Here is a 24,840-nt window from a genome sequence, read left to right as displayed (position 1 = left end):
TATCAACGTGCAGACAAGCAATAATTACTACCTGAACAACCCGCTGATCCACAAAGACCGTCAGCTGGCTAAATCTAACTCAGAATGGGTGAGAAGTTTTTCTTGTAAAGACTTGAAACCATTGATTATTTGTCGCGGCCCCATCCGTAAAGAAGCGATGGATGTTTTCGACGAAATGGGCATTAACGGCTACGGCATTTTGCTGTCCGAGAAAGACTCGATCACCTATACCAATGCCCTGGCGCCAGAACTGCGCACACTGACCGACCCCGATCGTGTGCACCGTGTGCCGGATTACACCGGTGCCACCAAAGAAGAACGCAACAAGCGCATCCAGCAGATCATTCGCATAGCCCACGACAATGGCTACAACGCCATCTTCGCGGGCTATGGCTTTATGTCGGAAGATGCCGACATGGTCGAAGCGATGGAGAAGGCCGGCCTGAACTTCATTGGCCCTTGTTCATTCACGCAGAAATCGGCGGGTATGAAGGACCAGGCTAAGCGCACCGCGCTGGAGACTGGTGTATCGGTTACGCCGGGTGTGAATAACGCCACTAGTCTGGCGCTGTTTGCCAAATACGGCAAAGATGGCCTTGAAGTCTGCGCAAAAGACAATAACCTCAATGTCGACTTCGCTAGCTGCAAAGACGATGAAGAAAAAGCCCTGGCGTTGCTCGCGGCGTCCTATGAAGCGGGTATCGATATTATCGATGCCGCCGACATCGGCGCAGCCCTGCAGGTTGAAGCCAAGCGCATGTTGGCTGAAAAGCCCAACAACCGCTTCCGCCTGAAAGCCATTGCCGGTGGCGGTGGTAAAGGTCAGCGTATCCTGCAATCGGCCAATTCTTACGAAGGCGCCAGTCTCGAAGAAAAGGTTGAAAAAGCGGCTGAAAATGTCCCCTCATTGGTGCTCGAGTGCTTGATCGAGCTGAAAACCAACGGTGTTGGCGACAACAAAAACGTATTGATTGAAATGAACATCGATACCACTCGCCACCAGGAAATCCAGGTGGTGGGTAACGGTGAGTGGTGCATGACGATGGGTGGTCGCGACTGCTCATTGCAGATGCACGAGCAAAAGTTGCTAGAGGTATCGGTGACCGAGGAAGAGCTGGTTGCCGCCATCGCCGTCGCTGAAGCCGAGGGCAAAGAGGGCGAGCTGGCTCAACTGAAGAAAGATCTGGTCATTCTTCAAAAAATGGAAGAAGAGGGCGCCATCTTCGGCCAAGCGGTAAAACTCGACTCTGTCGGCACCTTTGAGTGTATTGTCGACGGTGAAGCGCACTATTTCATGGAGATGAATACGCGTATTCAGGTTGAGCACCGTGTTACTGAGCTGTGCTACAAGCTTAAGTTCACCAACCCGGACGACCCCAGCGACTTCTTCATTGTTGAAAGCTTGGTCGAAGTGATGGCGCTGTTGGCCCGTCACGGTAAGCGTCTGCCCAAGCCAGAGCGCATTGTGCGTGAAAAAACCTCGGTGGAAGCGCGTATGAACGCGACCAACCAAGCGCTTCAGCCCCACGCGGGCGGCATTATCGAAAACTGGTCCAACGCGATTCCCGGTGAGATTCGCGATGACCAGGGTATTTCCACCCACAACCCGGATACCGACGTGTTTATGAAGTACCACCTCGCCGGTGCGTACGACTCAAATATTGCACTGCTGCTCACCACCGGTGAAACCCGGATGGACAGCTATCAGCGCTTGGCGGAGATTCTGCGTCGCACTGAACTGCGCGGCAAGGATCTGGCAACCAACCTGGAGTTCCACTACGGTTTGGTGCACTGGTTTATCGGCAACGGCATCAATGCTCGCCCAAGCACCCGGTTCATCGTGCCGTATCTGACCCTGGTTGGTTTGCTCAAGGAGCAAGCGAATCAGCTCGACCTGGATTACGCCTACGGTGAAATTCGCCAGCGTTATCTGGACGAGAACAGCGATCAGGCGGCGGAGTGGGCGGCGGTGCTCGATGCCAAAAAGCTGCTGTTTACACGCCCGCTGGAGCGCCTGTTCGCAGAGCCTCACTATATGTCGGGCTGGCTGAGCATTAACAAGAAAGCGCTGCAAATGACCGACAACGGCGTGCAGTGGCTGGAAAACCCAATTCTTCTGCTCGATCGTCTGTATCACTACTTGAACATGGATTATGAAACGGGCAAGCCCGCGCGTTACATGATCTGGGATCACGATGCAGAGATCCTCAGTGACGCTGTTAGCTTCTACAAGGCCTTGGAAGAGAAGTTGGCGACACAGGACTTCACCGCCATTGAGCAAGCTATCGCGGGTGATGCGCCACAGGGTATTAGCAGCGAAGAATGGGCATCAGTACGCAGCGCTCACGCCGGTTACATGGCGGGAACGGAGCTATTGGCCATTCTTGCGCACATTGCCTCAACCACCGGGTTCTTTGACTTGGCGGTACAGCCGGACTTGAGCATTGATATTCCCGAGCGCCTCACCGATGACGCACTGCAAAAGCGCATGGCGAAGGTGCTGGTACCACCGCCGGTGGCCAAGTCAGACGAAATCCTCGCTGCCAGCGGCGGTATGTTCTACCCGCGCGAAGCGCCGGGTATGGACGTATTCGTCAACGAAGGTGATCACTTCGAAGCCGGCGACACGCTCTACATTGTTGAAGTAATGAAAATGTTCAACAAAGTCGTTGCACCGTTCTCGGGTACCATCGAGAAGGTGTTGATCGACGGCGATGGTGTGATTATTAAGAAGGGGCAACCCCTGTTCAAAGTGAACCCCGACGAGAAGATCGAAGTGGTAACCCCTGAGCAGATTGCCGCCGAGCGTCGCGCTGCGACCGATGGTTTTCTTAAACACATTGCTTAAGCTCGTCTAATCGACGGCGACCGGTGTGGGGCAGCTAAGTCCCGCGTCGGTTTGCCCTGACGTATTCGGAGTATTTATGATCACTGCACTAGACCATATCGCCATCGCTGTGCCGGATTTGGAAAAGGCCATCAAACGTTTCATGGAAGACTTTGGTTTGCCTTTTGAAGGCACTGAAGATGTTGAAAGCGCGAAGACCTCGACGGCGTTTTTCCCACTTCCCCCAACCAGTATTGAGCTCGTTCACCCGCTTAATGGTGAAGGCCCTATCGCCAAGTACCTGGAGAAAAAGCCAGGCGGCATCCACCACCTATGCTTTCGCAGCGATGACATCGAGGCCGATGTCGCGCGTTTGAAAGAGAAGGGCTACCAGTTTTTGTCAGATGCGCCGTCACCCGGTGCGCATGGCTGCCAAGTTATCTTTATCCACCCCAAGTCTTGCGACGGCGTCCTGATTGAAATCAATCAGCCCGCTGCCGACCACTAATCACTCCTAGTCGCCATAGCTACTCACAGAAGCGGCGTGGCACTGACACACGACAGGTACTCGTATATGGCCGATTACAAAGCCCCAGAGATTTCGTTGGACGAATGGCAGAACATTGCCAATAAATCGCTTGAACGCAGCAACAAGTCATTGGATGACTTGGTTTGGAATACCCCAGAGGGTATTGATGTAAAACCGCTGTACACTGCAGAAGATACTGCTGATCTGCCGTATACCAATACCTTCCCAGGCGTTGAGCCCTTTATCCGCGGGCCGCAGCCAACTATGTATGCCGGCCGTCCCTGGACAATACGTCAGTATGCGGGCTTTTCAACGGCTGAAGAATCTAACGCTTTCTACCGCAAAGCACTGGCAGCGGGCGGTCAGGGCGTATCTGTCGCCTTTGACCTGGCTACCCACCGCGGTTACGACTCGGATCACCCCCGTGTGACCGGCGACGTCGGTAAAGCCGGTGTCGCAATCGATTCTGTCGAAGACATGAAAGTGCTGTTCGACGGTATTCCACTGGACAAAGTCTCTGTATCGATGACGATGAACGGCGCGGTACTACCCGTGCTGGCGGGCTACATTGTGGCGGCCGAAGAGCAGGGCGTTGGTCAGGATATGTTGTCAGGCACCATTCAGAACGACATTCTGAAAGAGTTCATGGTGCGCAACACCTATATTTACCCGCCCGCGCCCTCAATGAAGATCATCGGCGATATTATTGCCTATGCTTCGGAAAACATGCCGAAGTTTAATACCATCTCCATTTCTGGCTACCATATCCAGGAAGCCGGTGCTGATGCCGCGCTGGAGCTGGCCTACACCCTGGCAGATGGTAAAGAGTACATCCGCACCGCGATCGCCGCTGGCCTGGACATCGATAAGTTTGCCGGCCGCCTGTCCTTCTTCTGGGGCATTGGCATGAATTTCTACATGGAAATTGCCAAAATGCGTGCCGCGCGTCTGCTGTGGGCAGAAATCGTCTCTGAATTTGAGCCGAAGAACCCGCGCTCTAAGATGCTCAGAACGCACAGCCAGACCTCGGGCTGGTCGCTCACCGAGCAGGATCCGTACAACAACATCGTTCGCACCACGATCGAAGCGATGGCGGCAGTATTTGGTGGCACACAATCGTTGCACACCAATGCACTGGATGAAGCGATCGCCTTGCCGACGCAATTCTCATCACGCATCGCGCGCAATACTCAGCTGATCATCCAGGAAGAAACCGGCATCACCAAGGTGGCCGATCCCTGGGGCGGCTCGTACATGATGGAGTCGCTGACCAAAGATATCGCCGACCGCGCTCGCCAACTGATTGCAGAAGTTGAAGAAAAAGGCGGTATGGCCAAGGCCATTGAAACCGGCATGCCGAAGCTGCGTATCGAAGAGTCGGCGGCGAAGAAACAGGCGCGTATTGACCGCGGTGAAGACGTGATTGTCGGGGTGAACAAATACACCTTGTCTGAAGAAGACGATGTTGAGGTACTGGACATCGACAATGAAAAAGTGCGGCAATCGCAGGTCGATGCACTGGCTCGTATTCGCGCTGAGCGCGATGAAAAAGCCGTTGAAGATGCGCTGGAAGCCATCTATCAATGTGCCTGCAGCGGCGAAGGCAACCTGCTGGATCTGGCCGTGAAGGCAACTCGTCTGCGTGCAACAGTTGGGGAGATCAGCTTTGCTATGGAACGTGAATTCGGTCGCTTTAATGCTCAGGCGCAAACGGTTTCAGGTGTCTACGGTAGTGCCTATCAGGACGACGAGAACTGGCAGGGTATCAGCAGCGACATCGAGCAGTTTGTTGAAAAACACGGTCGTCGCCCACGTATGCTTGTCTGCAAAATGGGTCAGGATGGTCACGACCGCGGCGCGAAAGTGATCGCCACGGCCTTTGCCGATGTCGGGTTTGATATCGACCTTTCGCCGATGTTCTCAACACCTGAAGAAGTAGCTAAGCAGGCCGTCGAGAACGACGTGCACGTAGTCGGCGTTTCTTCCCAGGCTGCTGGCCACAAAACGCTGGTTCCCCAGTTAATTGAGGAGCTGAAAAAGGCGGGCGCCGATGACATTATTGTTGTCGCCGGTGGCGTTATTCCCCGTCCTGACTACGACTTCCTGTATAACGCTGGCGTAAAAGGTATTTTTGGTCCCGGTACCAAGATTCCCTTGGCGGCACGTGATGTACTCGATGCGATCAATGAGGCCTACAAAGGCTAATCACGCATAGAGAACGGCAGGCGGGAGGCGGAGCTCAGCGTTGCTGATGGTCCGGCCTCCCGTTTTTATATTGGCAGGGATTATGACTATTGATATAGAAGCGTTAACCAAGGGCAATTCACGCGCACTGGCCAAAGCCATCACCTTGGTAGAGAGCAAAAAAGTCGAGCACCGCGCGCAGGCACAGGAGCTCTTAGAGGCGGTGCTGCCGCAAACCGGCAACAGCATCCGTATCGGTATCACCGGCATTCCCGGTGTCGGCAAGTCCACGTTCATTGAGGCGTTCGGCCTGTATTTGGTCAGTCAGGGCAAGCGTGTCGCGGTATTGGCGGTCGACCCGAGCTCGCCCATTGCGGGCGGCTCAATTCTGGGTGATAAAACCCGCATGGAAATGTTGTCGCGCAGCAGCGACGCTTTCATTCGACCGTCGCCTTCCGAGGGCTCACTGGGTGGCGTAGCGCTAAAAACCCGCGAAACCATGTTGCTGTGCGAGGCGGCTGGCTACGACGTTATCTTGGTCGAAACCGTGGGTGTCGGACAGTCGGAATACGAAGTGGCCAGTATGGTCGACTTTTTTATGGTGCTTATGCTGCCCAATGCCGGTGATGAACTGCAGGGCATCAAAAAAGGCATTATGGAGCTGGCCGATGCATTGGTGATTAACAAGGCCGACGGAGAGAGTATTAACCTCGCAACGCAAACCCGGCGTCATTACCAAAGTGCGCTGCATTTGCTCCGTCACAGCAGCTTCTGGACGCCACAGGTAATGACCTGCTCGGCGATCAAGAACGAGAATATCGAAGCGGTGTGGGGCATGATCAGCGACTTCCAGGTCGACGCCACAAAAAACGGAGCGCTTGCCGAAAAGCGTGCCCGCCAGGCCAAGGAGTGGATGAACAAACTGTTGCACGAGATGCTGGATATTAAGCTCAAGGAAAACCCGTCTGTTAAAGCGCTGCTGCCGGAACTGAATAGAAAGGTGACCGACGGGCAGACCACGCCATTTTTAGCGGCGCAAAAACTGATAAACCTGCTGTTTGAGGACGCGTAATCATGTCGCAGCCGATCGCTCACCGCCTGAGTGAATTTATTGCCGAACACTTACCCACGGCGCGCCATATGCGGCTTTCTGTTAGTGACTATTCCGATGGCGCATTAACGCTGACCGCCCCGCTGGGGCCGAGTATTAACGATAAGCAAACCGCCTTTGGTGGCAGCATCTATGTGGTGGCAGTGATGGCTTGTTGGGGCAGCGTGTATCTACATTGTGTTGAGCGCGGTCTGGACCCGGATATTGTGGTGGCCAAAGCGGAGATCGAGTACTTACTGCCAGTGCCCAGCGATATTGTCGCGCGCTCGCTGCCCGCAGAGGACGCCGATTGGCAGGGATTTTTTACTCGCTTTGAGGAGCGCGGCCGCGCCAAGATCGAACTGTGCTCAGAGGTGATTGTCAACGGCGAAGTCGCGGCGCGCTTTAAGGGCTTGTACGCGATCGTCGGCCTAAAACAGTAGCTTTTATTGGTAGAGAAAAGCGCTGATGTCATCGCGCTGAGCAAGCCCGTCACGGTAGCCTAGATCGATCAGCTTGGCGCAATATTCCTCGGTAAATAACAGGTAGCTGGCAATACTCACGCTACCTCCGCGGCTACTGCCGGTGCGCCCCAGGAAAGCACGTAAACTGCGTGGCAGTTCTTTCACATGCTCGTCGGCAATGGCGTCAATATCTTCGCTGGGGCTGATTACCAGGCACTCAACCGGCAGTAGCTCACGCCCCATCATTTGCATATTTTCCCGTGGTATCAGCGCCAATAATTCGTTGATTCTTTCCAGACGCTCAATATCGGTTTCGATGCTGTCGATAAAGGCGCTGTTAAGTAACTGACCAATAATCTGTCCGAACGCCGGAGACTGAATAGGTTTTGGGGTGTGGTGATAAACCCGTTTATGCCCGTTGGCGGGAATCACCAATACCCTGTTTGCACCTAAATGGATGGCGGGGCTGATAGGGGTCAATTGGCGCAGCGCGCCGTCGCCGTAGAAATAACGGCCTACCTTGGCGGGTGGAAAGATCGTTGGGATGGCTGTGGACGCCATCAGGTGTTGCAGCTGGATAGGTGTCGCCAGCCCCTGTCGCCGCCAGCGCTGCCAGCCAGCATGCTGCGGCCCGCCCTGAAAGAAGGTTTCCGACAAGCCGAGGCTGTAGTTCATCGCCGTGAGCGAGAGTGCGTCCAAGTCACCGTTGCGGATGTTCATGCCGATCGACTCGAAGCGGATTCGCTCTTCTAGCAGTTCGCGCAGTGGGCTGTTGTCCAGCAGCGCTACCGGTCGACCGACGGCAATGCCCGAGTTAAACAGGGAGCCGGCCAGTCGCAGGGCATTGCGAAGAACCCCCATTAAATCGGCGCGATAAATCCGGTCCGTGGAAAGCTGCTTCCACATGATTTCCAGGGTTTCTATCGTGCCGGTAAAGTGGTGTGCGCCCGCCGCAAGGGAGGTGGCATTGATCGCGCCGGCCGAGGTTCCTGCCAGGATAGGGAAGGGGTTGCTGTGCCGCTTGCCGTGCAGCGAGGCAATGGCTTTTAGCACGCCAACCTGGTAGGCCGCACGAGCGCCACCGCCGGGTAAAATCAGCCCGGTGTTGGCGTGACTGGCGTTGGCGTCAGGACAAGACATCGTTAGACTTCCCAGCTATGACCGCTGACCGCGCAGGCCGGTTTCAACCAGCACGCGCGTAGCAATTTCCTCGACGGAGGCATGTGTCGTATCCAAGTAGGGAATGCCAAAGCGGCTAAAGAGCGCCTCGGCGTCGCGCACCTCATCCTCGCAGCGGCGCAGGCTGGCGTAGGGGCTGTCGGGACGGCGTTCGCTGCGAATTGCGGCAAGTCGCTGCGGTTCTATGGTCAAACCAAAGAGCCTATCGCGATAAGCGGCGAGCGGTTTTGGCAATCTGCGTTCTTCCAGATCTTCTTCGGTGAGCGGGTAATTGGCGACGAAAATGCCGCCCTGCATCGCCAAGTAAAGGCAGGTCGGGGTTTTGCCGCTGCGGGAAACGCCGATCAATATCACTTGGGCTTGGTCGTAGCGGTTGATTCTTGCACCGTCGTCGTTGTCCAGTGCGAAGTTAACGGCGTCGATGCGATGTTTGTACTGGGCGTCGCGGTCGGCGTTTTTGACTCGGCCAACCGTGCTAGAGGGTTTCTCCCCAAGGGCGCTTTCCAGCTGGTTGAGGAAGGTGTCGAGCACGTCGATGATAAAACCTTTGCTGGTCGCAATTACTGCGCGAATCTCTTGGTTGACCAAGGTATCAAAGATAATCGGCTGGCGCCCCGTGGAATCGGCAACCTGGTCGATCTTATCGACGACGGCGCGGGCTTTCTCCACAGTGTCTACATAGGGCACGACAACGTGGTCAAATTTTAACTGTTCAAATTGGGAGAGCAGGCTGCTGCCCAAGGTTTCTGCGGTGATGCCTGTACTGTCAGAAATATAAAAAACGGTTCTCATCATGTAGTTTTTTTACCGAATGCTGCGTTGTTTTCGACGGGAATTTCCAGAATAGCTGTTTTAGTATGCTCGCGTCGCATTTTTTTACGCTTATTGCACTATGCATCAAGCATAGCAAAAGGAGATACACCGCATGGCTGAATACGTTATCTGGTTCAGGGATCTGGGAATGAACGATGTCGAAGTCGTTGGGGGCAAAAACGCCTCTCTCGGTGAGATGATCAGTCAATTGTCTAATGCCGGTGTATCGGTACCCGATGGCTTTGCCACCACGGCGCAAGCCTACCGCGACTTCCTCGACCAAAGTGGCCTGAACCAGCGTATTCAGGACATGCTCAAAGGTCTGGATATCGACGATGTCAAAACCCTTGCCAAGGTAGGCAAGGAGATTCGCCAAGCCATCGTTGATACGCCATTTCCCGCGCCATTGAATGACGCGATCAGCGAAGCCTACGCTAAAATGATCGACGGCAACCCCGCAATGGCCTGTGCAGTGCGCTCCTCGGCCACAGCAGAAGATTTGCCCGATGCCTCATTTGCCGGCCAACAGGAAACCTTCCTGAACATCAACGGCCTCGACAATATTATGATCGCGATCAAGGAGGTCTTTGCCTCACTGTACAACGATCGCGCTATTGCCTACCGCGTTCACAAGGGATTTGAACACGCCGATGTTGCCTTGTCTGCCGGTATTCAGCGCATGGTGCGCTCAGAAACCGGCGCCGCAGGCGTTATGTTCAGCATGGATACCGAGTCTGGCTTTGACGGTGTGGTCTTCATTACTGCCAGCTACGGCTTGGGTGAAACCGTGGTTCAGGGCGCTGTTAACCCCGACGAATTTTACGTTCACAAGGCCACGCTGGAAAAAGACCGCCACGCCGTGCTGCGCCGCAACCTGGGTAGCAAGCTGATCAAAATGGTCTACGGCAGTGAAGCATCGGCCGGCAAATCGGTAGAAACCGTCGATGTTCCCGAAGCCGATCGCAGCCAGTTCTGCATCACCGACGAAGAAGTCATGTCGCTGGCCCGTCAGGCGCTGATTATTGAAAAACACTACGGCCGACCCATGGATATTGAGTGGGCGCGCGACGGCGACGACGGCAAGCTCTACATCGTTCAGGCTCGCCCGGAGACAGTAAAGAGCCGCGAGTCGGCCAATATGATGGAGCGCTACCTGCTGAAAGAAAAAGGCGAAGTGCTTTGCGAGGGCCGCTCTATTGGTCAGCGCATTGGCGCGGGCCCTGTACGGGTGATCGACAACCTGGCGGAAATGGATCAAGTACAACAAGGCGATGTCTTGGTTACTGATATGACCGACCCCGACTGGGAGCCGGTAATGAAACGCGCAGCCGCCATTATTACCAACCGTGGCGGCCGTACCTGCCACGCGGCTATCATCGCTCGCGAACTGGGTATTCCTGCGGTCGTTGGCTGTGGTGATGCCACTGAGCGTTTGAGCTCAGGTCAGGACGTGACTGTGTCCTGCGCGGAAGGTGATACGGGCATGGTGTACGCCGGTCAGCTCGACTTCGATATCAGCCGCAACAAGCTCGATGCCATGCCCGAGCTGCCCTTTAAAATTATGATGAACGTGGGCAACCCCGATCGCGCGTTTGATTTTCAGGCATACCCCAACGCCGGTGTGGGCTTGGCGCGTTTGGAATTTATCATTAACCGCATGATCGGTGTGCACCCCAAAGCACTGATCAACTACGACACGTTACCCCGCGATGTTCAGCAAGCGGTGAAGCGTCGTGTGGCTGGCTACGCCGACCCTGTTGAGTTTTATGTCGAGAAGCTGGTCGAGGGCATCTCTAGCATTGCTAGCGCGTTTTACCCGGAGCGGGTAATTGTGCGGATGTCCGACTTTAAATCAAATGAGTACGCACACTTGATTGGCGGCAGCCTTTACGAGCCCTCAGAAGAAAACCCCATGCTGGGTTTCCGAGGTGCTTCACGCTATATCTCTGACTCGTTCCGCGAGTGCTTTGAGCTGGAGTGCCGCGCGCTGAAGAAAGTGCGCGAAGAGATGGATCTGCAAAATGTTGAGATTATGGTGCCCTTTGTGCGCACCGTAGGCGAAGCGAAACAAGTGGTAGAGCTACTGGCCGATAATGGCTTAAAGCGCGGTGAAAACGGCCTGAAGGTCATCATGATGTGTGAGCTACCTGCCAATGCCCTGTTGGCGGAGCAATTCCTCGAGCATTTTGATGGCTTCTCAATTGGTTCAAACGACCTCACTCAGCTGACACTTGGTCTCGATCGCGACTCCGGCTTGATCGCCCACCTGTTTGATGAGCGCAACGAGGCCGTTAAGGTACTGCTCTCCAATGCGATTCGGGCGTGTAAGGAGCAAGGCAAATACATCGGTATTTGTGGACAGGGCCCCTCAGACCACCCGGACTTCGCGCAGTGGCTGATGGAGCAGGGCATCGACAGCGTGTCACTGAACCCGGATTCGGTACTGGAGACCTGGCTGTTCTTGGCCGACAAGCTGAAATAAGTTCGGCAAACTACGCTAAAGCCCGGTGAGCGAACTGCTACCGGGCTTTTTTGTTTCTGCTGGCAGGGGGGTCCGCCAAGCGCTACTATGGCGCAAACGTCTCGGTGAACCCTTTAATTATGCGTTATTACAGCCTTGAAAAGCTGATCAATCTTTACGATGGATACCGAAAAGTCTTCAAGATTGATGATGCACAATTGATGCTGCTGCAGCTCGGCGGCCAGCACTATTTGATCGAAAGTAATTGCCCCCACCGCGCCTGGCCTCTCGATACGTCGGATATCCGAGGTGAGAATTTGGTTTGCCCCAAGCACCACTACCGCTTTGACTTGCGCAGTGGTGAGTTACTTCACGCGACAGAAGAACCCTGTCGGGGCTTGAGGTGTTATGAGGTGGTCTACCGAGACAACGAGCTCGGTGTAATGCTGGGCGATTAGACCAGCGGGCGCAGCCAGGGAGAGGGTTTTGCGTGCTGCCACAGGCGGTCAAACTGTTCTCGGTAGGCACTTGCGGTCGGCCGCGAATGAAAACAGCCCCAGGCCCGGCCGCCGCGCCGCATACTGTGAACGAGGGTTGCCTCGTTGTCGGCGAGCAAGAAGTATTCACTAAGTTCGCCGTGCTGCTTTGGATTAGAAACCCGAATATGAATACTGCTGCTCAGCCGCTGACTGAGTTCTACCAAGGGATGGCGACTCTCTCGCAGCGGCCGGTCGTCGCAGATCAGCAGTCGTATTTCACTGTCGCGATGCTTTCGAGCGAGGGTAGAGACAATATCAATCAGGCGCGGCTGGGCATAAACCTCTGGCTCCAGACTGTGGCAAAACACCCACAACTGTCGGCGACTCAAACTGGCTAAGGCAAGGGCGCTGTCAGGCAGTGACTCAACAGCAAATTTGCGGCCATCTTCTCCCAGGCGTTGCGAACCCCGCAGCGTTCGCGTCATTGACTGGTGAGCGATACCGGCGTCCATAAAACTGTCGCCGATGGGCTGAAAACCTTCTTTCCGGTAGAAGTCGATGGCGTGTGTTTGGGCCGCGAGCTCCAATTTGGGCAGTTGCTGTTGGATCGCGTCATCAATTACGGCATGTAGCAATGCGCGACCGATACCTCTGCCGCGATAGTCAGCGGCGACAGCCATACGCCCGACGTGGCCGTCAGCCAAAAGACGAACGGTTCCGACGACTTCGCTGCCATATCGCGCCAGCCAGTGACGCGCGGTGAAGTCATCTTCATCTAGTTCCAGTTCAATGGGAACGCGTTGCTCTTCAACAAAAACCCGACGCCGAATTTCCGTTAATTCCCGCCAATGTTCTGACCAGCGTACGCGCTCAATCTTCAACATCGTCATCGAAATACACCGTGCCTGTTTGGTAGAGCTGATAGCGTAGCTCAACCACCAGCCCCATCACATCATCACCGCCTTCTTGTTCACAGAACTCAGCCACGGCCGGGCGCAAGTCACTGGGGTAGGGGTAGGCAATACCGTCGGCAAACAGATAGTGGGCGTCGAAGGCCAAGCGCGCACCCAGGCGCAAGCAGGCTGGCACCTGTTGTTCGCGGAGAGCATATTCCTCAAATGACAGCGCTGGGTTATCGAAGCGCTGCTGCTGGTCGACGTGAGTCATCATCTGTCCAAACCAGCGTGAAAGGGCTTGATCATCGTCTAGCCCTGCGCTCAGGCGCTCTCGCAGTTGCGGGAGAACGTCTTCAGGGATCCAGCCACTGGGCGCGCTGGCATTTAGGGCCTGATCGCTAAACCGCTGCCCGTCGCTCAACACGGTTTCTCGCTCGATTGACCAGCTATTCAGTAACTCGGCGTCGGAGGGGGCTCTAAAGCCCACCGACAGGGTGATGCAGTCATCGCCGACAGCGGTTCCCCAATGTGCGACACCCGGGGGAATGTAGAGTATGTCGCCGGCTTCAAGAATCACTTCCTGTTGACAGTCGAAGTGTTTAAGCAAGCGTAATTCAGGGTGGCCGAGCAATTCGCTGCTATCGTCGCAGTGCTGGCCCAGCTGCCAGCGACGGCGGCCGCTGCCCTGAATGAGAAATACATCGTATTGATCGTAGTGGGGGCCCACGCTGCCGCCATCGGCCGCGTAGCTGACCATAATGTCATCGATACGCCAGCGCGGTAAAAAACGGAAATCGTTTAGTAATTCTGCAACGCCGGGTATCCATTGGTCGACCGATTGAACCAGGAGAGTCCAATGGCTGGCGGGCAGCTCGGCGAAGTCACTCTCCTTCAGCGGCCCGTGTTGTAGCTGCCAGTCGCTGCCGTGTTGTGAGATTAGCCGTGAATCAACCTCGTCTTCACAGGCCAGACCAGCGAGGTCATCACCGTCCACGGGGCATTCAAAACCCTGCAGGGCGCCGCGCAACACCCGTGGACGGCGCTGCCAATCCTCGTCGAGGAATTGCTGCGCATCGAAGCCCTGCAGCGCCATTTTATATCCGCTTGGCTTGCGCGACGGCGTTGCCGATATAGCTCGCGGGGCTTAGCTGACGAAGCTCCGCTTTTGCTGCCTCGGGGATCTCCAGCGTGTCAATAAAGCTGGCCAAAGTCTCCCGTGTGATGCGCTGACCGCGGGTTAGGGCCTTCAGTTTTTCGTAGGGCTCTTCTACGCCGTAGCGACGCATGACGGTTTGAATGGGCTCAGCCAGTACTTCCCAGGCATCATCCAAGTCAGCGGCCAGTCGCTCTGGGTTGATTTGCAGCTTGCCCAAGCCTTTCAGCGTGGCTTGATAGGCGATCATGCTGTACGCCATGCCAACGCCCATATTGCGCAAAACCGTCGAGTCAGTCAGGTCGCGCTGCCAGCGAGAGATCGGCAGCTTCGCCGCCAGGTGTTGCAGCACCGCGTTGGCAATGCCGAGGTTGCCCTCAGAGTTTTCGAAGTCGATGGGGTTGACCTTGTGAGGCATAGTGGATGAGCCAACTTCACCGGCGATGGTGCGCTGTTTGAAGTAGCCCAGTGAAATATAGCCCCAGATGTCGCGATCTAAGTCGATCAAGATGGTGTTGAAGCGTGCAATGGCATCAAACAGCTCAGCGATATAGTCGTGAGGTTCGATTTGCGTCGTGTAAGGGTTCCAGCTAAGCCCCAGGCCTTCAACAAAGCTCTGCGCGTTGGCTTCCCAGTCTACGTCGGCATAGGCACTGATGTGGGCGTTATAGTTGCCCACCGCGCCGTTGATTTTACCCAGCAGGGCAACGTCGGCAATGCAGGCGCGTTGGCGGCGCAGACGCGCAACCACATTGGCCAGCTCTTTACCCATTGTGGTGGGGCTCGCCGTTTGGCCGTGGGTGCGAGACAGCATCGGAATGTCCGCAAACTCGCGGGCTTGCTCGGCCAGCTTGTCAACGATAGCGTCGATGTCTTGCAGCAATACCTCGCGGCCTTCACGAAGCATCAGGGCGTGGGAAAGGTTGTTGATGTCTTCTGAGGTGCAGGCAAAGTGAACGAATTCTGAAATCGCCGCTAATTCAGCGTTGTCTGCAATGCTTTCCTTAATGAAGTATTCAATCGCTTTAACGTCGTGGTTAGTGGTGGACTCAATCTCTTTGACTCGCGCCGCTTGTGTTTCACCGAATTCAGCGATCATGGCCTCTAATCTAGCGGCTGCGTCTTCTGAGAGAGCCGGTACTTCTTCAATGCCAGGATTTGCCGCCAATTGGGCCAACCAGCGCAGCTCGACGATTAAACGGCTTTTGATCAAACCGAATTCGCTGAACACCGGGCGCAGCGACGCTGTCTTACTGCCATAGCGGCCGTCGACAGGGGAAATAGCAGAGAGCGCGGACAATTCCATCATGGGGTTACCTTTCTATACGCGGAGGGCAAATTAATGGGGCGCAATCATACACTGCTCAGTGCTGAATTTCAGTGCCCAGTAGCCGCTGCGCTTCGGTAAAAAGGCGATTTCTGAGGAACATCAGGCTAAAGCGATTGCCGCCCGCCGCTCGCCAGAGATAGGCACCGCGAATGGCCGCTAACAGCAGTGCACGAATTTTGGCGGCATTGTCATTGTTTTGCAGTTGCTGAGCGCTACCACTGACCTGAATGCGAAAGCGATATTTGGATAGGGTATCTTGATAGATATCCGCCAAAGCCGGCGCCAAGCTCGTTAATTCACCGCCAAACTCCCGCTGTTTGGCGCAGTGCTCTAGACGGTTACGCATGATGCTCGCGGCTGCATGGTCCCGGCGCAGTTTGTTTTGTAAGAACAATACGCCCATACAGTAGCGCGTAACGGCCTGGCGCTCGCCGTAATCATTGCCACTGAGCAAATCACGCAGGGCGCGGATACCCAGCTCAAGTGCATTGATATTGCCGAACACACTGCGGGTGTCATTCCCTGAGAAGGCAAACAGGCTGGCCAGGGAAGCGTCGAGCGCTGCGGGTTCAGCTTGTCCGGTTCGGGCAATTTGATCGACCAGCGTCACGGCTTGCAGAACGCCAGCCAACGCCAGGGTTTGTTCTGTGAGTTGTTCTGCATTGGGAAAGAAAACCATTAGCGATTGTATCCCGATTCGATAATGCCGCCGCCCAGGCATTGCTCGCCCAGGTAGAAAACCGCTGACTGCCCAGGGGTGATTGCGCGCTGGGGAGTATCGAAAATTACCTCGTAGCCGGTTTCGGTCGCCAGCAGCTCGCAGGGTTGGTCGGCCTGGCGGTAGCGCGTTTTTGCACTGCAACGCAGGGGCAGCTGGGGTGGCGGGGGAGTGATCCAGTGAATGCTCGACAGCCGCAGGCAATTTTTAAACAGCGCAGGGTGCTGGCTGCCCTGGGCAACCCGCAGAACATTGCGTGACAAGTCCTTATCAACAACGTACCAGGGCTGTTCACCGGCACCGCGCACACCGCCGATACCGAGGCCCTGACGCTGGCCAATAGTGTGATACATCAAGCCGCTGTGCTGCCCCATATCCTGGCCATCGAGACTTTCGATACGGCCCGGTTGAGCAGGCAGGTATTGCTGCAAAAAATCCTTGAAGCGACGCTCGCCGATGAAGCAAATCCCGGTGCTGTCTTTTTTGTTGTGGGTGACGAGCCCGTGCTCCTCGGCGAGGGCGCGGACGGCAGGTTTCTCTAATTCCCCAACTGGGAACAAGGTCTTGGCCAGTTGATCGGCGCTGACTGCATGCAGGAAGTAACTTTGGTCTTTGTTGTTGTCTATGCCTTTCAGGAGTTGGGTATGCTCTCTGCCCGGGCTGCGCCGGGTGTAGTGACCGGTGGCAATGCCATCGGCGCCCAGCTGCAATGCGTAGTCCAAAAAGGCCTTAAATTTAATCTCCCGATTGCAAAGAATATCGGGGTTAGGGGTGCGGCCCGCGCGGTACTCTTCGAGGAAGTGCTCAAAGACATTGTCCCAGTATTCCTGAGCGAAATTGGCGGTGTGCAGGTAAATATCCAGTTTTTGGCACACGGCAGCAGCGTCGGCGAGGTCGTCCATGGCGGTGCAGTATTCTGTGCCATCGTCCTCATTCCAGTTCTTCATGAACAGGCCTTCGACCTGATAACCCTGCTGCTTTAACAGCAGTGCCGTTACCGATGAGTCGACGCCACCGGACATGCCGACGATCACTTTTGTGTCGGCAATCGCCTTGTCTGCCAGCGGGTTGTAGTCGGTGGCGCTCATTAAGGTTCTCCGTAGATCATCGCCAGTGGAAAGCGTTGGCCTTCTAGATAGCGTTCAACGCAGTCGAGCACCATGGGGCTGCGCAGCTGATGGCGGCGCTCGCGAAGTTGCTCAATAGTCAGCCAGTGAACGCTATCGATATCGCTGTCCAGCGGGCTCTCAGGGCAAAACGCCATGGGGCGGCCAAAAAACGTGGTGCGATGATATGTGGCGTTTTTTGCTGGAGGGCTATACAGGCCAATACCGACGACGCCCTGTAACTCAACCTTCCACTGAGTTTCTTCCAGCGTTTCTCGCAGCGCCGCTTCACAAAGCCCTTCATCGGCCTCCAGGTGGCCAGCGGGCTGGTTGAGCACACGCTTGCCGTCACGGATCTCTTCAACGATCAGAAACTTACCGTCATTTTCTATTACACACGCGACCGTGACTCTTGCCTGCCAGTCCATAGTGGTTCCTAGTCTGTTGTGAATTGTCGCAGCACCGAAAGCCGGGCATTGTACCGCCACCGCTTAGCGCGGGCTACGTTTGCCACGCCGGGTGGGCGAAGTTCGCGGCCTGGGCTTGTGCGTTTTAGCATTGCGTTTACTACCGCGCCCGGCCTTCGGAAATAATTTACGTTGCTCCGAAGTACTCAGTTCTACTATTCGCGATTGTCCGGGGGCCAAATCGTCGAGTGACCAAGGGCCAATGCTCGCCCGAATCAACCGAAGTGTTGGAAAGCCTACCGCTGCCGTCATACGGCGAACCTGCCGGTTTCTACCTTCGGTGATTTCCAGTGACAGCCAGCTGGTGGGAATCGCGGCGCGATAACGCACCGGTGGTTGCCGGGGCCATAGTCCGGCAGGCTCGTCCATCGCGTGCGCTAGCGCGGGCTGGGTCAGGCCGTCTTTTAGCTCCACACCATTTTGCAGGGCGTTAATTGCCGATTCATTGATCTCACCCTCCACTTGTACCCAATAACATTTGCTAAGCTTGTGGTCGGGGTGGCTAATACGGTGCTGGAGTGAACCGTCTCCGGTGAGCACCATTAACCCCTCTGAGTCAAAATCCAGTCGGCCAGCGGGATAGATGGCGGGAATATCAATGTAATTCGCCAGCGTTTCGCGGTCGTCGCAGGGGGTAAATTGGCTCATAACCCGAAAGGGCTTATTAAAAAGATAAAGAACTGTCACGGGAATCTAATATTCATGGAAGAAATTCGACTATAAAGTGTTATAATGCGGCGCTTTTTAAAGAAAGCTAGGCTTTAAAGCGCTCGCTGACCAGACTTGGAGGGGCGGCATTGTAGCAGCGACACTGCGCTGTTGCCGCCACCGAACGAGCTCAGATACTAACCTATAAACCATGGAGTCAAAAATGGGATACCAACATATCAAGGTACCTACAGAGGGTGAGAAAATCTCCGTTAATGCGGATCTTTCCCTGAACGTACCCGATCGGCCAATTATTCCTTTTATCGAAGGCGATGGCATCGGGATCGACATCACTCCGGTAATGATCAACGTTGTGGATGCAGCGGTTGAGAAAGCTTACGCCGGCAATAAAAAAATCAGCTGGATGGAAATCTTCACTGGCGAAAAAGCCGCCGAGCTCTACGACGGCGACTGGTTCCCCGCAGAAACACTGGATGCCATCAAAGAATACGTCGTGGCGATCAAAGGTCCACTAACTACCCCTGTTGGTGGTGGTTTCCGCTCTTTGAACGTTGCACTGCGCCAGGAACTGGACCTCTACGTTTGTCAGCGCCCCGTTCGCTGGTTTGAAGGCGTTCCTTCTCCCGTTAAAGAGCCAGGCAAAACCAATATGGTGATCTTCCGTGAAAACTCGGAAGACATTTATGCGGGTATTGAATGGAAAGCGGGCACTCCCGAAGCTGATAAAGTGATCAACTTTATGCAGGAAGAAATGGGTGTCACCAAAATCCGATTCCCGCAGGAGTGTGGTATCGGTGTTAAGCCGGTATCGGAAGAGGGTACTAAGCGCCTGGTGCGCAAAGCGATTCAGTACACTATCGATCAAGACCTGCCTTCGCTGACACTGGTTCACAAAGGCAACATCATGAAGTTCACCGAAGGTGCCTTCAAGAACTGGGGCTACGAGTTAGCCATGGAAGAGTTTGGTGGTGAGCTGCTAGACGGCGGTCCATGGGTCAAGCTGAAAAACCCAAACACTGGCAAAGAGATCATCATTAAAGACGTAATTGCCGACGCGATGCTCCAGCAGGTATTGCTGCGTCCGGATGAGTACAGCGTTATCGCGACGCTGAACCTGAACGGCGACTACCTCTCTGATGCGCTTGCGGCGCAGGTTGGCGGTATCGGTATCGCACCCGGTGCAAACCTCAGCGACAACGTTGCGCTGTTTGAAGCCACTCACGGTACAGCACCAAAATACACCGGCCAGGATAAGGTTAACCCCGGTTCACTGATCCTGTCGGCTGAAATGATGCTGCGCCACCTCGGCTGGAATGAAGCAGCGGACCTGATTATCGACGGCATGAACGGCGCGATTCAGGCCAAAACCGTCACCTATGACTTTGAGCGTTTGATGGAAGGGGCCACCTTGCTGAAATGTTCTGAGTTCGGTGATGCGATCGTCAAGCACATGTAAGTGTGTCGGCCACCCCTGGCGGGGTGGCCTTGCTGTCGATGTGGGCGCGTTTATTGAGGGCTTAGATCACAGCGCGGAGTGATTGCCCACGTATTCGTGGCGACTAAGGCACTTTGCAAACCTTAGCCTTTTTCTTGGTTCACTGCTCAACTTCTTGTTCTAATTCAGAATCTGCCTGAATATTTGTTGCATGTAGGCCTTTCGGGCCCTGCTGGGCATCAAAGCAGACACTCTGACCTGCCTTAAGCGTTTTGTAGCCTTCCATTGAGATCGCCGAGTAGTGCGCAAACACTTCTTGATCGCCATCTTCGGAGAGAATAAATCCGTAACCTTTGGCGTTATTGAACCACTTTACAACACCATTTTGCATAGCCTTACACCCTGATTTCTCGTTATAGTTATTGTCACATTTAACGCGATAGACCTTGTTTTTCTCGCGCTAATACCCATTTTTAAAACACGGAGTGCTTGGCGTCAAGCCGCGACTTCTCGCTAGCCGCGCTTCGTGAATACCCCTATTGTGGGGGAATACCGCGATGCTAAGCTCAGGTAAACAGAATTATGCCGTACCCGAACACAGTTATGAGCCAGGAAGATCACTCCGATTATGAAGGAGGCACCGCTCTACAGGAGTCGAAACCACAGCTGAAAAAGCCGCCGCTCTATAAAGTGGTGCTACTAAACGATGACTACACCCCAATGGAGTTTGTCATCGAGGTACTCGAAGACTTTTTTTATATGGATAGACAAAAAGCAACACAAGTGATGCTAACCGTTCACACCCAGGGGAAAGGGGTTTGCGGCGTATTTACCCGCGACATCGCTGAAACAAAAGCGGAGCAGGTTAATCAGTATTCACGTGAAAGCGGCCATCCTCTACTCGCCGAAATCGAAGAGAACGAAGGCTGATCATGTCACGTACAAAGCAGTACCCATTTGCAACAACAGAAGGCGTAACAGGCTATGTTGAGTAAAGATTTAGAAACGACACTCAGCCAGGCATTCAAGTCTGCCCGCAGCCGTCGGCATGAATTTATGACGGTAGAGCACTTATTGCTTGCCCTTGCAGACAACGAAGCCGCAGTGAAGGTGCTACTGGCCTGTGGAGCAGATTTACCCCAGTTAAAGGGTGAACTAAGCGAGTTTGTTGACGCGACCACACCGCGTATTCCCGACGATGACGTCGAGCGAGATACCCAACCCACTTTAGGCTTCCAGCGTGTTCTGCAGAGAGCCGTGTTTCACGTGCAATCCTCCGGCAAACAAGAAGTGACCGGCGCTAACGTTCTGGTTGCTATTTTCAGCGAACAAGAAAGCCAAGCGGTCTATTTCCTGAAGTCACAGAGTGTTAACCGCCTGGACATCGTGAATTACATCACCCACGGCATTTCCAAGGTGTCCGGGGGAGAGTCCGGTGAGCACGAGCAACACGGCGAGCACGAGGGTGAGGGCAGTGATCCCGAGCAACGCCCACTGGAAAGCTTCTCGACCAACCTCAACGAAGAGGCGCAGTCCGGTCGCATTGACCCCTTAATTGGTCGCACAGAGGAAGTAGAGCGCGTTGCCCAGATACTCAGCCGCCGTCGTAAGAACAACCCTTTGCTCGTCGGCGAGTCTGGTGTCGGTAAAACTGCTATTGCAGAAGGCTTGGCAAAGCGGATTGTCGATGGCGATGTCCCCAGCGTGCTGGCCGACAGTGTCGTTTACTCTCTGGATATGGGGGCGCTATTAGCCGGGACTAAATACCGCGGCGACTTCGAAAAACGCCTGAAGGGCCTGCTTGCAGACCTGAAAAAACGCGAAGGTGCGATCCTGTTTATCGACGAGATCCACACGATTATCGGCGCAGGGGCCGCGTCAGGCGGTGTTATGGATGCCTCGAATCTATTAAAGCCGCTGCTCAGTAGCGGACAAATTCGCTGTATAGGCTCTACCACCTTCCAGGAGTATCGCGGGATCTTTGAGAAGGACCGCGCCCTGAGCCGCCGCTTCCAAAAAGTGGATATCGGCGAGCCCAGTGTGGAAGATACCTTCCATATATTGAAAGGCCTGAAGTCACGTTTTGAAGGGCACCACGAGCTCAAATACAGTGACGCAGCGTTGCGAACCGCCGCAGAATTGTCGGCGCGTTATATCAATGATCGCTTTTTACCCGATAAAGCCATCGATGTAATAGACGAAGCCGGAGCGTATCAGCGCCTGCAGCCCGAGGATCAGCGTGTCGATGTTATCGATGTGGCAGATATTGAGGCCATTGTCGCCAAAATTGCTCGCATACCGCCCAAGAGCGTATCGTCGGATGACAAAGCGTCACTGGCCAAGCTCGAAGATAATCTCAAAATGGTGGTCTTCGGTCAGGATCAGGCAATCACCGAGCTGAGTGCATCCATCAAGCTGGCGCGAGCTGGCTTGAAAGCCGGGGACAAGCCGATTGGCTCGTTCCTGCTGGCCGGCCCTACCGGCGTGGGTAAAACAGAAGTTTGTCGCCAATTGGCAAAAATACTGGGCTTGGAATTGATCCGCTTCGACATGTCTGAGTACATGGAACGCCATACGGTATCGCGCCTGATCGGTGCGCCTCCAGGCTATGTCGGCTTTGACCAGGGCGGGTTATTAACCGATGCGGTGACCAAGCACCCACACTCTGTTGTGTTGCTCGATGAGATCGAAAAAGCACACCCAGAGCTTTTCAATCTGTTGCTGCAGGTGATGGACCACGGTTCACTGACCGACAACAACGGCCGCAAAGCGGATTTCCGTAATGTTATCTTTATCATGACAACCAATGCCGGGGCCGAGAGTATTAGCCGCCGCTCTATTGGTTTCACCGAGCAGGATCACCACACTGATGCCAGCGAGGCGATCAACCGGCTGTTTACGCCAGAGTTCCGCAACCGCCTGGACAGCGTGATTAACTTTGCGCCCCTGCCTGAAGAGGTCGTGCTTACTGTCGTGGATAAGTTCTTGGTTGAACTACAAGCTCAGCTGGACGACAAAAAAGTCGCTCTTCACGTTGATGACGACGCGCGCCGTTGGCTGGTGAAAAAAGGTTACGACCGCACAATGGGTGCCCGCCCGATGGCGAGAGTCATTCAAGAACACATCAAAAAGCCGCTGGCGGAAATGGTGTTGTTCGGTAGCTTGGAAGAGCAGGGAGGTGTTGTGCACATCAGTGTGAATAGCGAGGCAGATACGCTAACACTGGAAGCGGAAACTCAGCGGGAAACAGAAACAGAGGCCTGAAACAGGTCTCTGTTTCATTGCTAGCGCTTAACGGCCGCGGAAAGTGATGCGGCCTTTGGTCAGGTCGTAAGGCGTGAGCTCAACCTTAACTTTATCGCCGGTCAAAATACGGATGTAGTGCTTGCGCATCTTCCCTGAGATGTGGGCAGTAACAACGTGGCCGTTTTCCAGCTTTACGCGAAACGTGGTGTTGGGCAGGGTATCAATAACCTCGCCTTCCATTTCAATCTGGTCTTCTTTCGCCATTCGGCAGCAATCCTCAGATGTGGTTGAAAGTAGAGAGTGGGGCCTAGTGACCCGGAAAAAACTGCGCGCATTTTGCCCTAAATAGCGGGATTAGGCAATTTGTGATCAATTCAATCGCACCCAGCGCTGACTCATAAGCAGCTCTAAGGGGCGATAATCAATTTTGTAGCGCATTTTTTGGCAGTCTCGTATCCAATAACCGAGATATAAATAGGGCAGTTGTCGCTGCCGGCAGGTTTCGATCATATGCAGAACCGCCAGCTTGCCGAGGCTGCGACGTTGCGCTTCTGGCGCATAAAACGTGTATATCGCCGACAGCCCGTCCCCCATCTGGTCGCATACACTGACCGCGAGCAGCTGACGTTGATGGTATATATGCAGGTAAGTCGTGTCCTGACGGCTGTCGGCAATAAAGCTGTCGAACTGTTCGCGCGACGCGGGGTACATATCGCCATCGCGGTGACGCTCGTTGATGTAGCGTTCATACAGCGGGTAGGCCTCAGCATCTAACGATTCACGCCAGTAGTAATCCAGGTCTTTGTTGCGGGCGATTTGCCGCCGCTGATTGCGACTCAAGCTGAAGTCGGCGACAGGAACCCGGCTGGCAATGCAGGCGTTACAACCGTCGCAATTTGGCCGGTAATAGTGGCTGCCACTGCGCCGAAAGCCGGTTTGGGACAGCCGAGTATAAAGGGGAGCGCCAACGTCGCAGGCCGGGTCTACAAATAGGGTCTGCGCCTCGCGGTCATCAAAGTAACTGCATGGGTGAGGGGCCGTGGCATAGAGCTTAATTTGTCGGTCGTCATTCATAGCTATCTAGCAGGTCTGCGTCCAGCGTCCAGTGGCTCGCATCACTGGCTGTCGGTTGGGCGAAGGTCTCCAGCATCGATTTAAAGTCTGCGCGCGCTAGGTCTTCGGCGCCCATGCTGTAAAGGTAGTCATTGCCGACCTGGCAGTCGATAAGTTCAAACCCCCATCGCTGTAGTTGTTTGCACAGCCCCAGCAGCGCGAGTTTTGAACCATTGCTGCGATGGCTGAACATCGACTCGCCAAAGAACATTCGCCCCAATGCTAAGCCGTACAGGCCGCCAACCAGCTCTCCTTGCTGCCAAACTTCGATGGAATGCGCCCAGCCGAGTTCATGCAATTGTTTATAGGCTTTCCGCATTTTTGTGGTGATCCATGTGCCTGGGCGCTTTGGGCTCAGTTCGGCGCAGGCATCCAGCACTTCGCCAAAACATTGATCGGCGGTGATCCGAAAACGCTCTCGCTTTAACTGCTTGCGCAGCGTTCTGTTCACATAGATCTTTTCGGGGAAAAGCACTGCTCGCGGTCGTGGCGACCACCACAAAATGGGTTGTGGGTCTTCATACCAAGGGAAAATCCCCTGTCGGTAGGCTTCCAAAAGGCGAGCAGGGGAGAGATCACCGCCAACGGCGAGCAGGCCGTTGGGGTCATCCAGCGCAGAGTCAATCTCTGGGAATTGCAGCGAATTTTCGCTTAACCAGGGAATGCTGGGCACAGCAACGT

23 protein-coding genes are annotated in these 24,840 nt (G+C 54.7%); 10 read left to right on the top strand and 13 right to left on the bottom strand.

The genetic code is table 11. The features are described 5' to 3' along the window. Nucleotides 1–7 precede the first annotated feature (7 nt). The 5 genes from AC2Q8J_RS02510 to AC2Q8J_RS02490 all read left to right on the top strand — a co-directional run bounded on the left by AC2Q8J_RS02510 (nt 8) and on the right by AC2Q8J_RS02490 (nt 7,073). Nucleotides 8–2,848, top strand: a complete 2,841-nt coding sequence (locus AC2Q8J_RS02510; protein WP_486452013.1) for an ATP-binding protein — start codon at nt 8–10, stop codon at nt 2,846–2,848. A gap of 76 nt (nt 2,849–2,924) precedes the next feature. Next, the gene (mce, locus tag AC2Q8J_RS02505) at nt 2,925–3,335 is read left to right on the top strand and encodes a methylmalonyl-CoA epimerase (protein ID WP_027872522.1); all 411 of its coding nucleotides are present in this window, start codon (nt 2,925–2,927) and stop codon (nt 3,333–3,335) included. A gap of 66 nt (nt 3,336–3,401) precedes the next feature. Continuing rightward, complete coding sequence (scpA, locus tag AC2Q8J_RS02500; protein WP_204995394.1) at nt 3,402–5,561, top strand: methylmalonyl-CoA mutase; 2,160 nt, start codon at nt 3,402–3,404, stop codon at nt 5,559–5,561. Nucleotides 5,562–5,643: 82 nt separating this feature from the next. Continuing rightward, on the top strand, nt 5,644–6,612 hold the full coding sequence (meaB, locus tag AC2Q8J_RS02495; RefSeq protein ID WP_288364357.1) for a methylmalonyl Co-A mutase-associated GTPase MeaB: 969 nt from the start codon (nt 5,644–5,646) through the stop codon (nt 6,610–6,612). A gap of 2 nt (nt 6,613–6,614) precedes the next feature. Further along, on the top strand, nt 6,615–7,073 hold the full coding sequence (locus AC2Q8J_RS02490; RefSeq protein WP_027872519.1) for a YiiD C-terminal domain-containing protein: 459 nt from the start codon (nt 6,615–6,617) through the stop codon (nt 7,071–7,073). A 3-nt stretch (nt 7,074–7,076) separates the two neighbouring features. On the opposite strand, the gene AC2Q8J_RS02485 is transcribed toward AC2Q8J_RS02490, so the two are convergent. Further along, the gene (locus tag AC2Q8J_RS02485) at nt 7,077–8,234 is read right to left on the bottom strand and encodes a patatin-like phospholipase family protein (RefSeq protein WP_486452012.1); all 1,158 of its coding nucleotides are present in this window, start codon (nt 8,232–8,234) and stop codon (nt 7,077–7,079) included. 15 nt (nt 8,235–8,249) lie between these two features. Beyond that, on the bottom strand, nt 8,250–9,068 hold the full coding sequence (ppsR, locus tag AC2Q8J_RS02480; protein WP_288363011.1) for a posphoenolpyruvate synthetase regulatory kinase/phosphorylase PpsR: 819 nt from the start codon (nt 9,066–9,068) through the stop codon (nt 8,250–8,252). Nucleotides 9,069–9,198: 130 nt separating this feature from the next. On the opposite strand from ppsR, the gene ppsA reads away from it, so the two are divergent. Together ppsA and AC2Q8J_RS02470 are read left to right on the top strand one after the other, a co-directional pair. Beyond that, entirely contained in the window at nt 9,199–11,568 is a 2,370-nt protein-coding gene (ppsA, locus tag AC2Q8J_RS02475) for a phosphoenolpyruvate synthase (RefSeq protein ID WP_204995389.1), read from the top strand. 104 nt (nt 11,569–11,672) lie between these two features. Next, nucleotides 11,673–12,005 carry a Rieske (2Fe-2S) protein gene (locus tag AC2Q8J_RS02470; RefSeq protein WP_289131698.1) on the top strand — a complete coding sequence of 111 codons (333 nt, stop codon included), beginning with the start codon at nt 11,673–11,675 and terminating at the stop codon, nt 12,003–12,005. Here the strand turns inward: AC2Q8J_RS02470 and AC2Q8J_RS02465 are convergent. The 7 genes from AC2Q8J_RS02465 to AC2Q8J_RS02435 form a co-directional block, all read right to left on the bottom strand. Continuing rightward, nucleotides 12,002–12,916 carry a GNAT family N-acetyltransferase gene (locus AC2Q8J_RS02465; protein WP_486452011.1) on the bottom strand — a complete coding sequence of 305 codons (915 nt, stop codon included), beginning with the start codon at nt 12,914–12,916 and terminating at the stop codon, nt 12,002–12,004. The two genes, AC2Q8J_RS02470 and AC2Q8J_RS02465, sit on opposite strands and share 4 nt — an antisense overlap. After that, nucleotides 12,897–14,015 (bottom strand): cupin domain-containing protein, encoded by a 1,119-nt coding sequence (locus AC2Q8J_RS02460; protein WP_374973886.1) that lies wholly within the window; start codon nt 14,013–14,015, stop codon nt 12,897–12,899. The genes AC2Q8J_RS02465 and AC2Q8J_RS02460 overlap by 20 nt, the downstream gene beginning before the upstream one ends. A gap of 1 nt (nt 14,016) precedes the next feature. Next, nucleotides 14,017–15,381 (bottom strand): adenylosuccinate lyase, encoded by a 1,365-nt coding sequence (purB, locus tag AC2Q8J_RS02455; RefSeq protein ID WP_027872512.1) that lies wholly within the window; start codon nt 15,379–15,381, stop codon nt 14,017–14,019. A 58-nt stretch (nt 15,382–15,439) separates the two neighbouring features. Beyond that, entirely contained in the window at nt 15,440–16,084 is a 645-nt protein-coding gene (gene hflD / locus AC2Q8J_RS02450; RefSeq protein ID WP_486452010.1) for a high frequency lysogenization protein HflD, read from the bottom strand. Continuing rightward, on the bottom strand, nt 16,084–17,211 hold the full coding sequence (gene mnmA, locus AC2Q8J_RS02445) for a tRNA 2-thiouridine(34) synthase MnmA (protein WP_051170761.1): 1,128 nt from the start codon (nt 17,209–17,211) through the stop codon (nt 16,084–16,086). The genes hflD and mnmA overlap by 1 nt, the downstream gene beginning before the upstream one ends. Continuing rightward, nucleotides 17,211–17,657 carry an NUDIX hydrolase gene (locus tag AC2Q8J_RS02440; RefSeq protein ID WP_027872509.1) on the bottom strand — a complete coding sequence of 149 codons (447 nt, stop codon included), beginning with the start codon at nt 17,655–17,657 and terminating at the stop codon, nt 17,211–17,213. The genes mnmA and AC2Q8J_RS02440 overlap by 1 nt, the downstream gene beginning before the upstream one ends. 63 nt (nt 17,658–17,720) lie before the next feature. Next, nucleotides 17,721–18,383, bottom strand: a complete 663-nt coding sequence (locus AC2Q8J_RS02435; protein ID WP_374973883.1) for a pseudouridine synthase — start codon at nt 18,381–18,383, stop codon at nt 17,721–17,723. 184 nt (nt 18,384–18,567) lie between these two features. Here AC2Q8J_RS02435 and icd point away from each other — a divergent pair, with 184 nt between their 5' ends. Further along, nucleotides 18,568–19,821: an NADP-dependent isocitrate dehydrogenase gene (gene icd, locus AC2Q8J_RS02430; protein WP_027872507.1), complete on the top strand. Its 1,254-nt coding sequence runs from the start codon at nt 18,568–18,570 to the stop codon at nt 19,819–19,821. A gap of 139 nt (nt 19,822–19,960) precedes the next feature. Here icd and AC2Q8J_RS02425 read toward each other — a convergent pair whose 3' ends face one another. Next, nucleotides 19,961–20,191 carry a cold-shock protein gene (locus AC2Q8J_RS02425; protein ID WP_486452009.1) on the bottom strand — a complete coding sequence of 77 codons (231 nt, stop codon included), beginning with the start codon at nt 20,189–20,191 and terminating at the stop codon, nt 19,961–19,963. Nucleotides 20,192–20,403: 212 nt separating this feature from the next. On the opposite strand from AC2Q8J_RS02425, the gene clpS reads away from it, so the two are divergent. Continuing rightward, nucleotides 20,404–20,730, top strand: a complete 327-nt coding sequence (gene clpS / locus AC2Q8J_RS02420; protein ID WP_084497787.1) for an ATP-dependent Clp protease adapter ClpS — start codon at nt 20,404–20,406, stop codon at nt 20,728–20,730. Between the two features lie 54 nt (nt 20,731–20,784). Further along, entirely contained in the window at nt 20,785–23,064 is a 2,280-nt protein-coding gene (clpA, locus tag AC2Q8J_RS02415) for an ATP-dependent Clp protease ATP-binding subunit ClpA (RefSeq protein WP_027872504.1), read from the top strand. A 27-nt stretch (nt 23,065–23,091) separates the two neighbouring features. Here clpA and infA read toward each other — a convergent pair whose 3' ends face one another. The 3 genes from infA to aat all read right to left on the bottom strand — a co-directional run bounded on the left by infA (nt 23,092) and on the right by aat (nt 24,832). Next, nucleotides 23,092–23,310, bottom strand: a complete 219-nt coding sequence (gene infA / locus AC2Q8J_RS02410) for a translation initiation factor IF-1 (RefSeq protein ID WP_027872503.1) — start codon at nt 23,308–23,310, stop codon at nt 23,092–23,094. Between the two features lie 105 nt (nt 23,311–23,415). Beyond that, nucleotides 23,416–24,120, bottom strand: coding sequence for an arginyltransferase (locus AC2Q8J_RS02405; protein WP_486452008.1), 705 nt, complete (start codon nt 24,118–24,120; stop codon nt 23,416–23,418). After that, nucleotides 24,113–24,832, bottom strand: coding sequence for a leucyl/phenylalanyl-tRNA--protein transferase (gene aat / locus AC2Q8J_RS02400; protein WP_486452007.1), 720 nt, complete (start codon nt 24,830–24,832; stop codon nt 24,113–24,115). The genes AC2Q8J_RS02405 and aat overlap by 8 nt, the downstream gene beginning before the upstream one ends. Between the last annotated feature and the right edge of the window lie 8 nt (nt 24,833–24,840).

The sequence above is a fragment of the Spongiibacter sp. C9W genome (assembly GCF_057370015.1).
The sequence above is the reverse complement of the archived record's forward strand: the minus strand, read 5'-3'. Positions and strand labels throughout refer to the sequence as shown.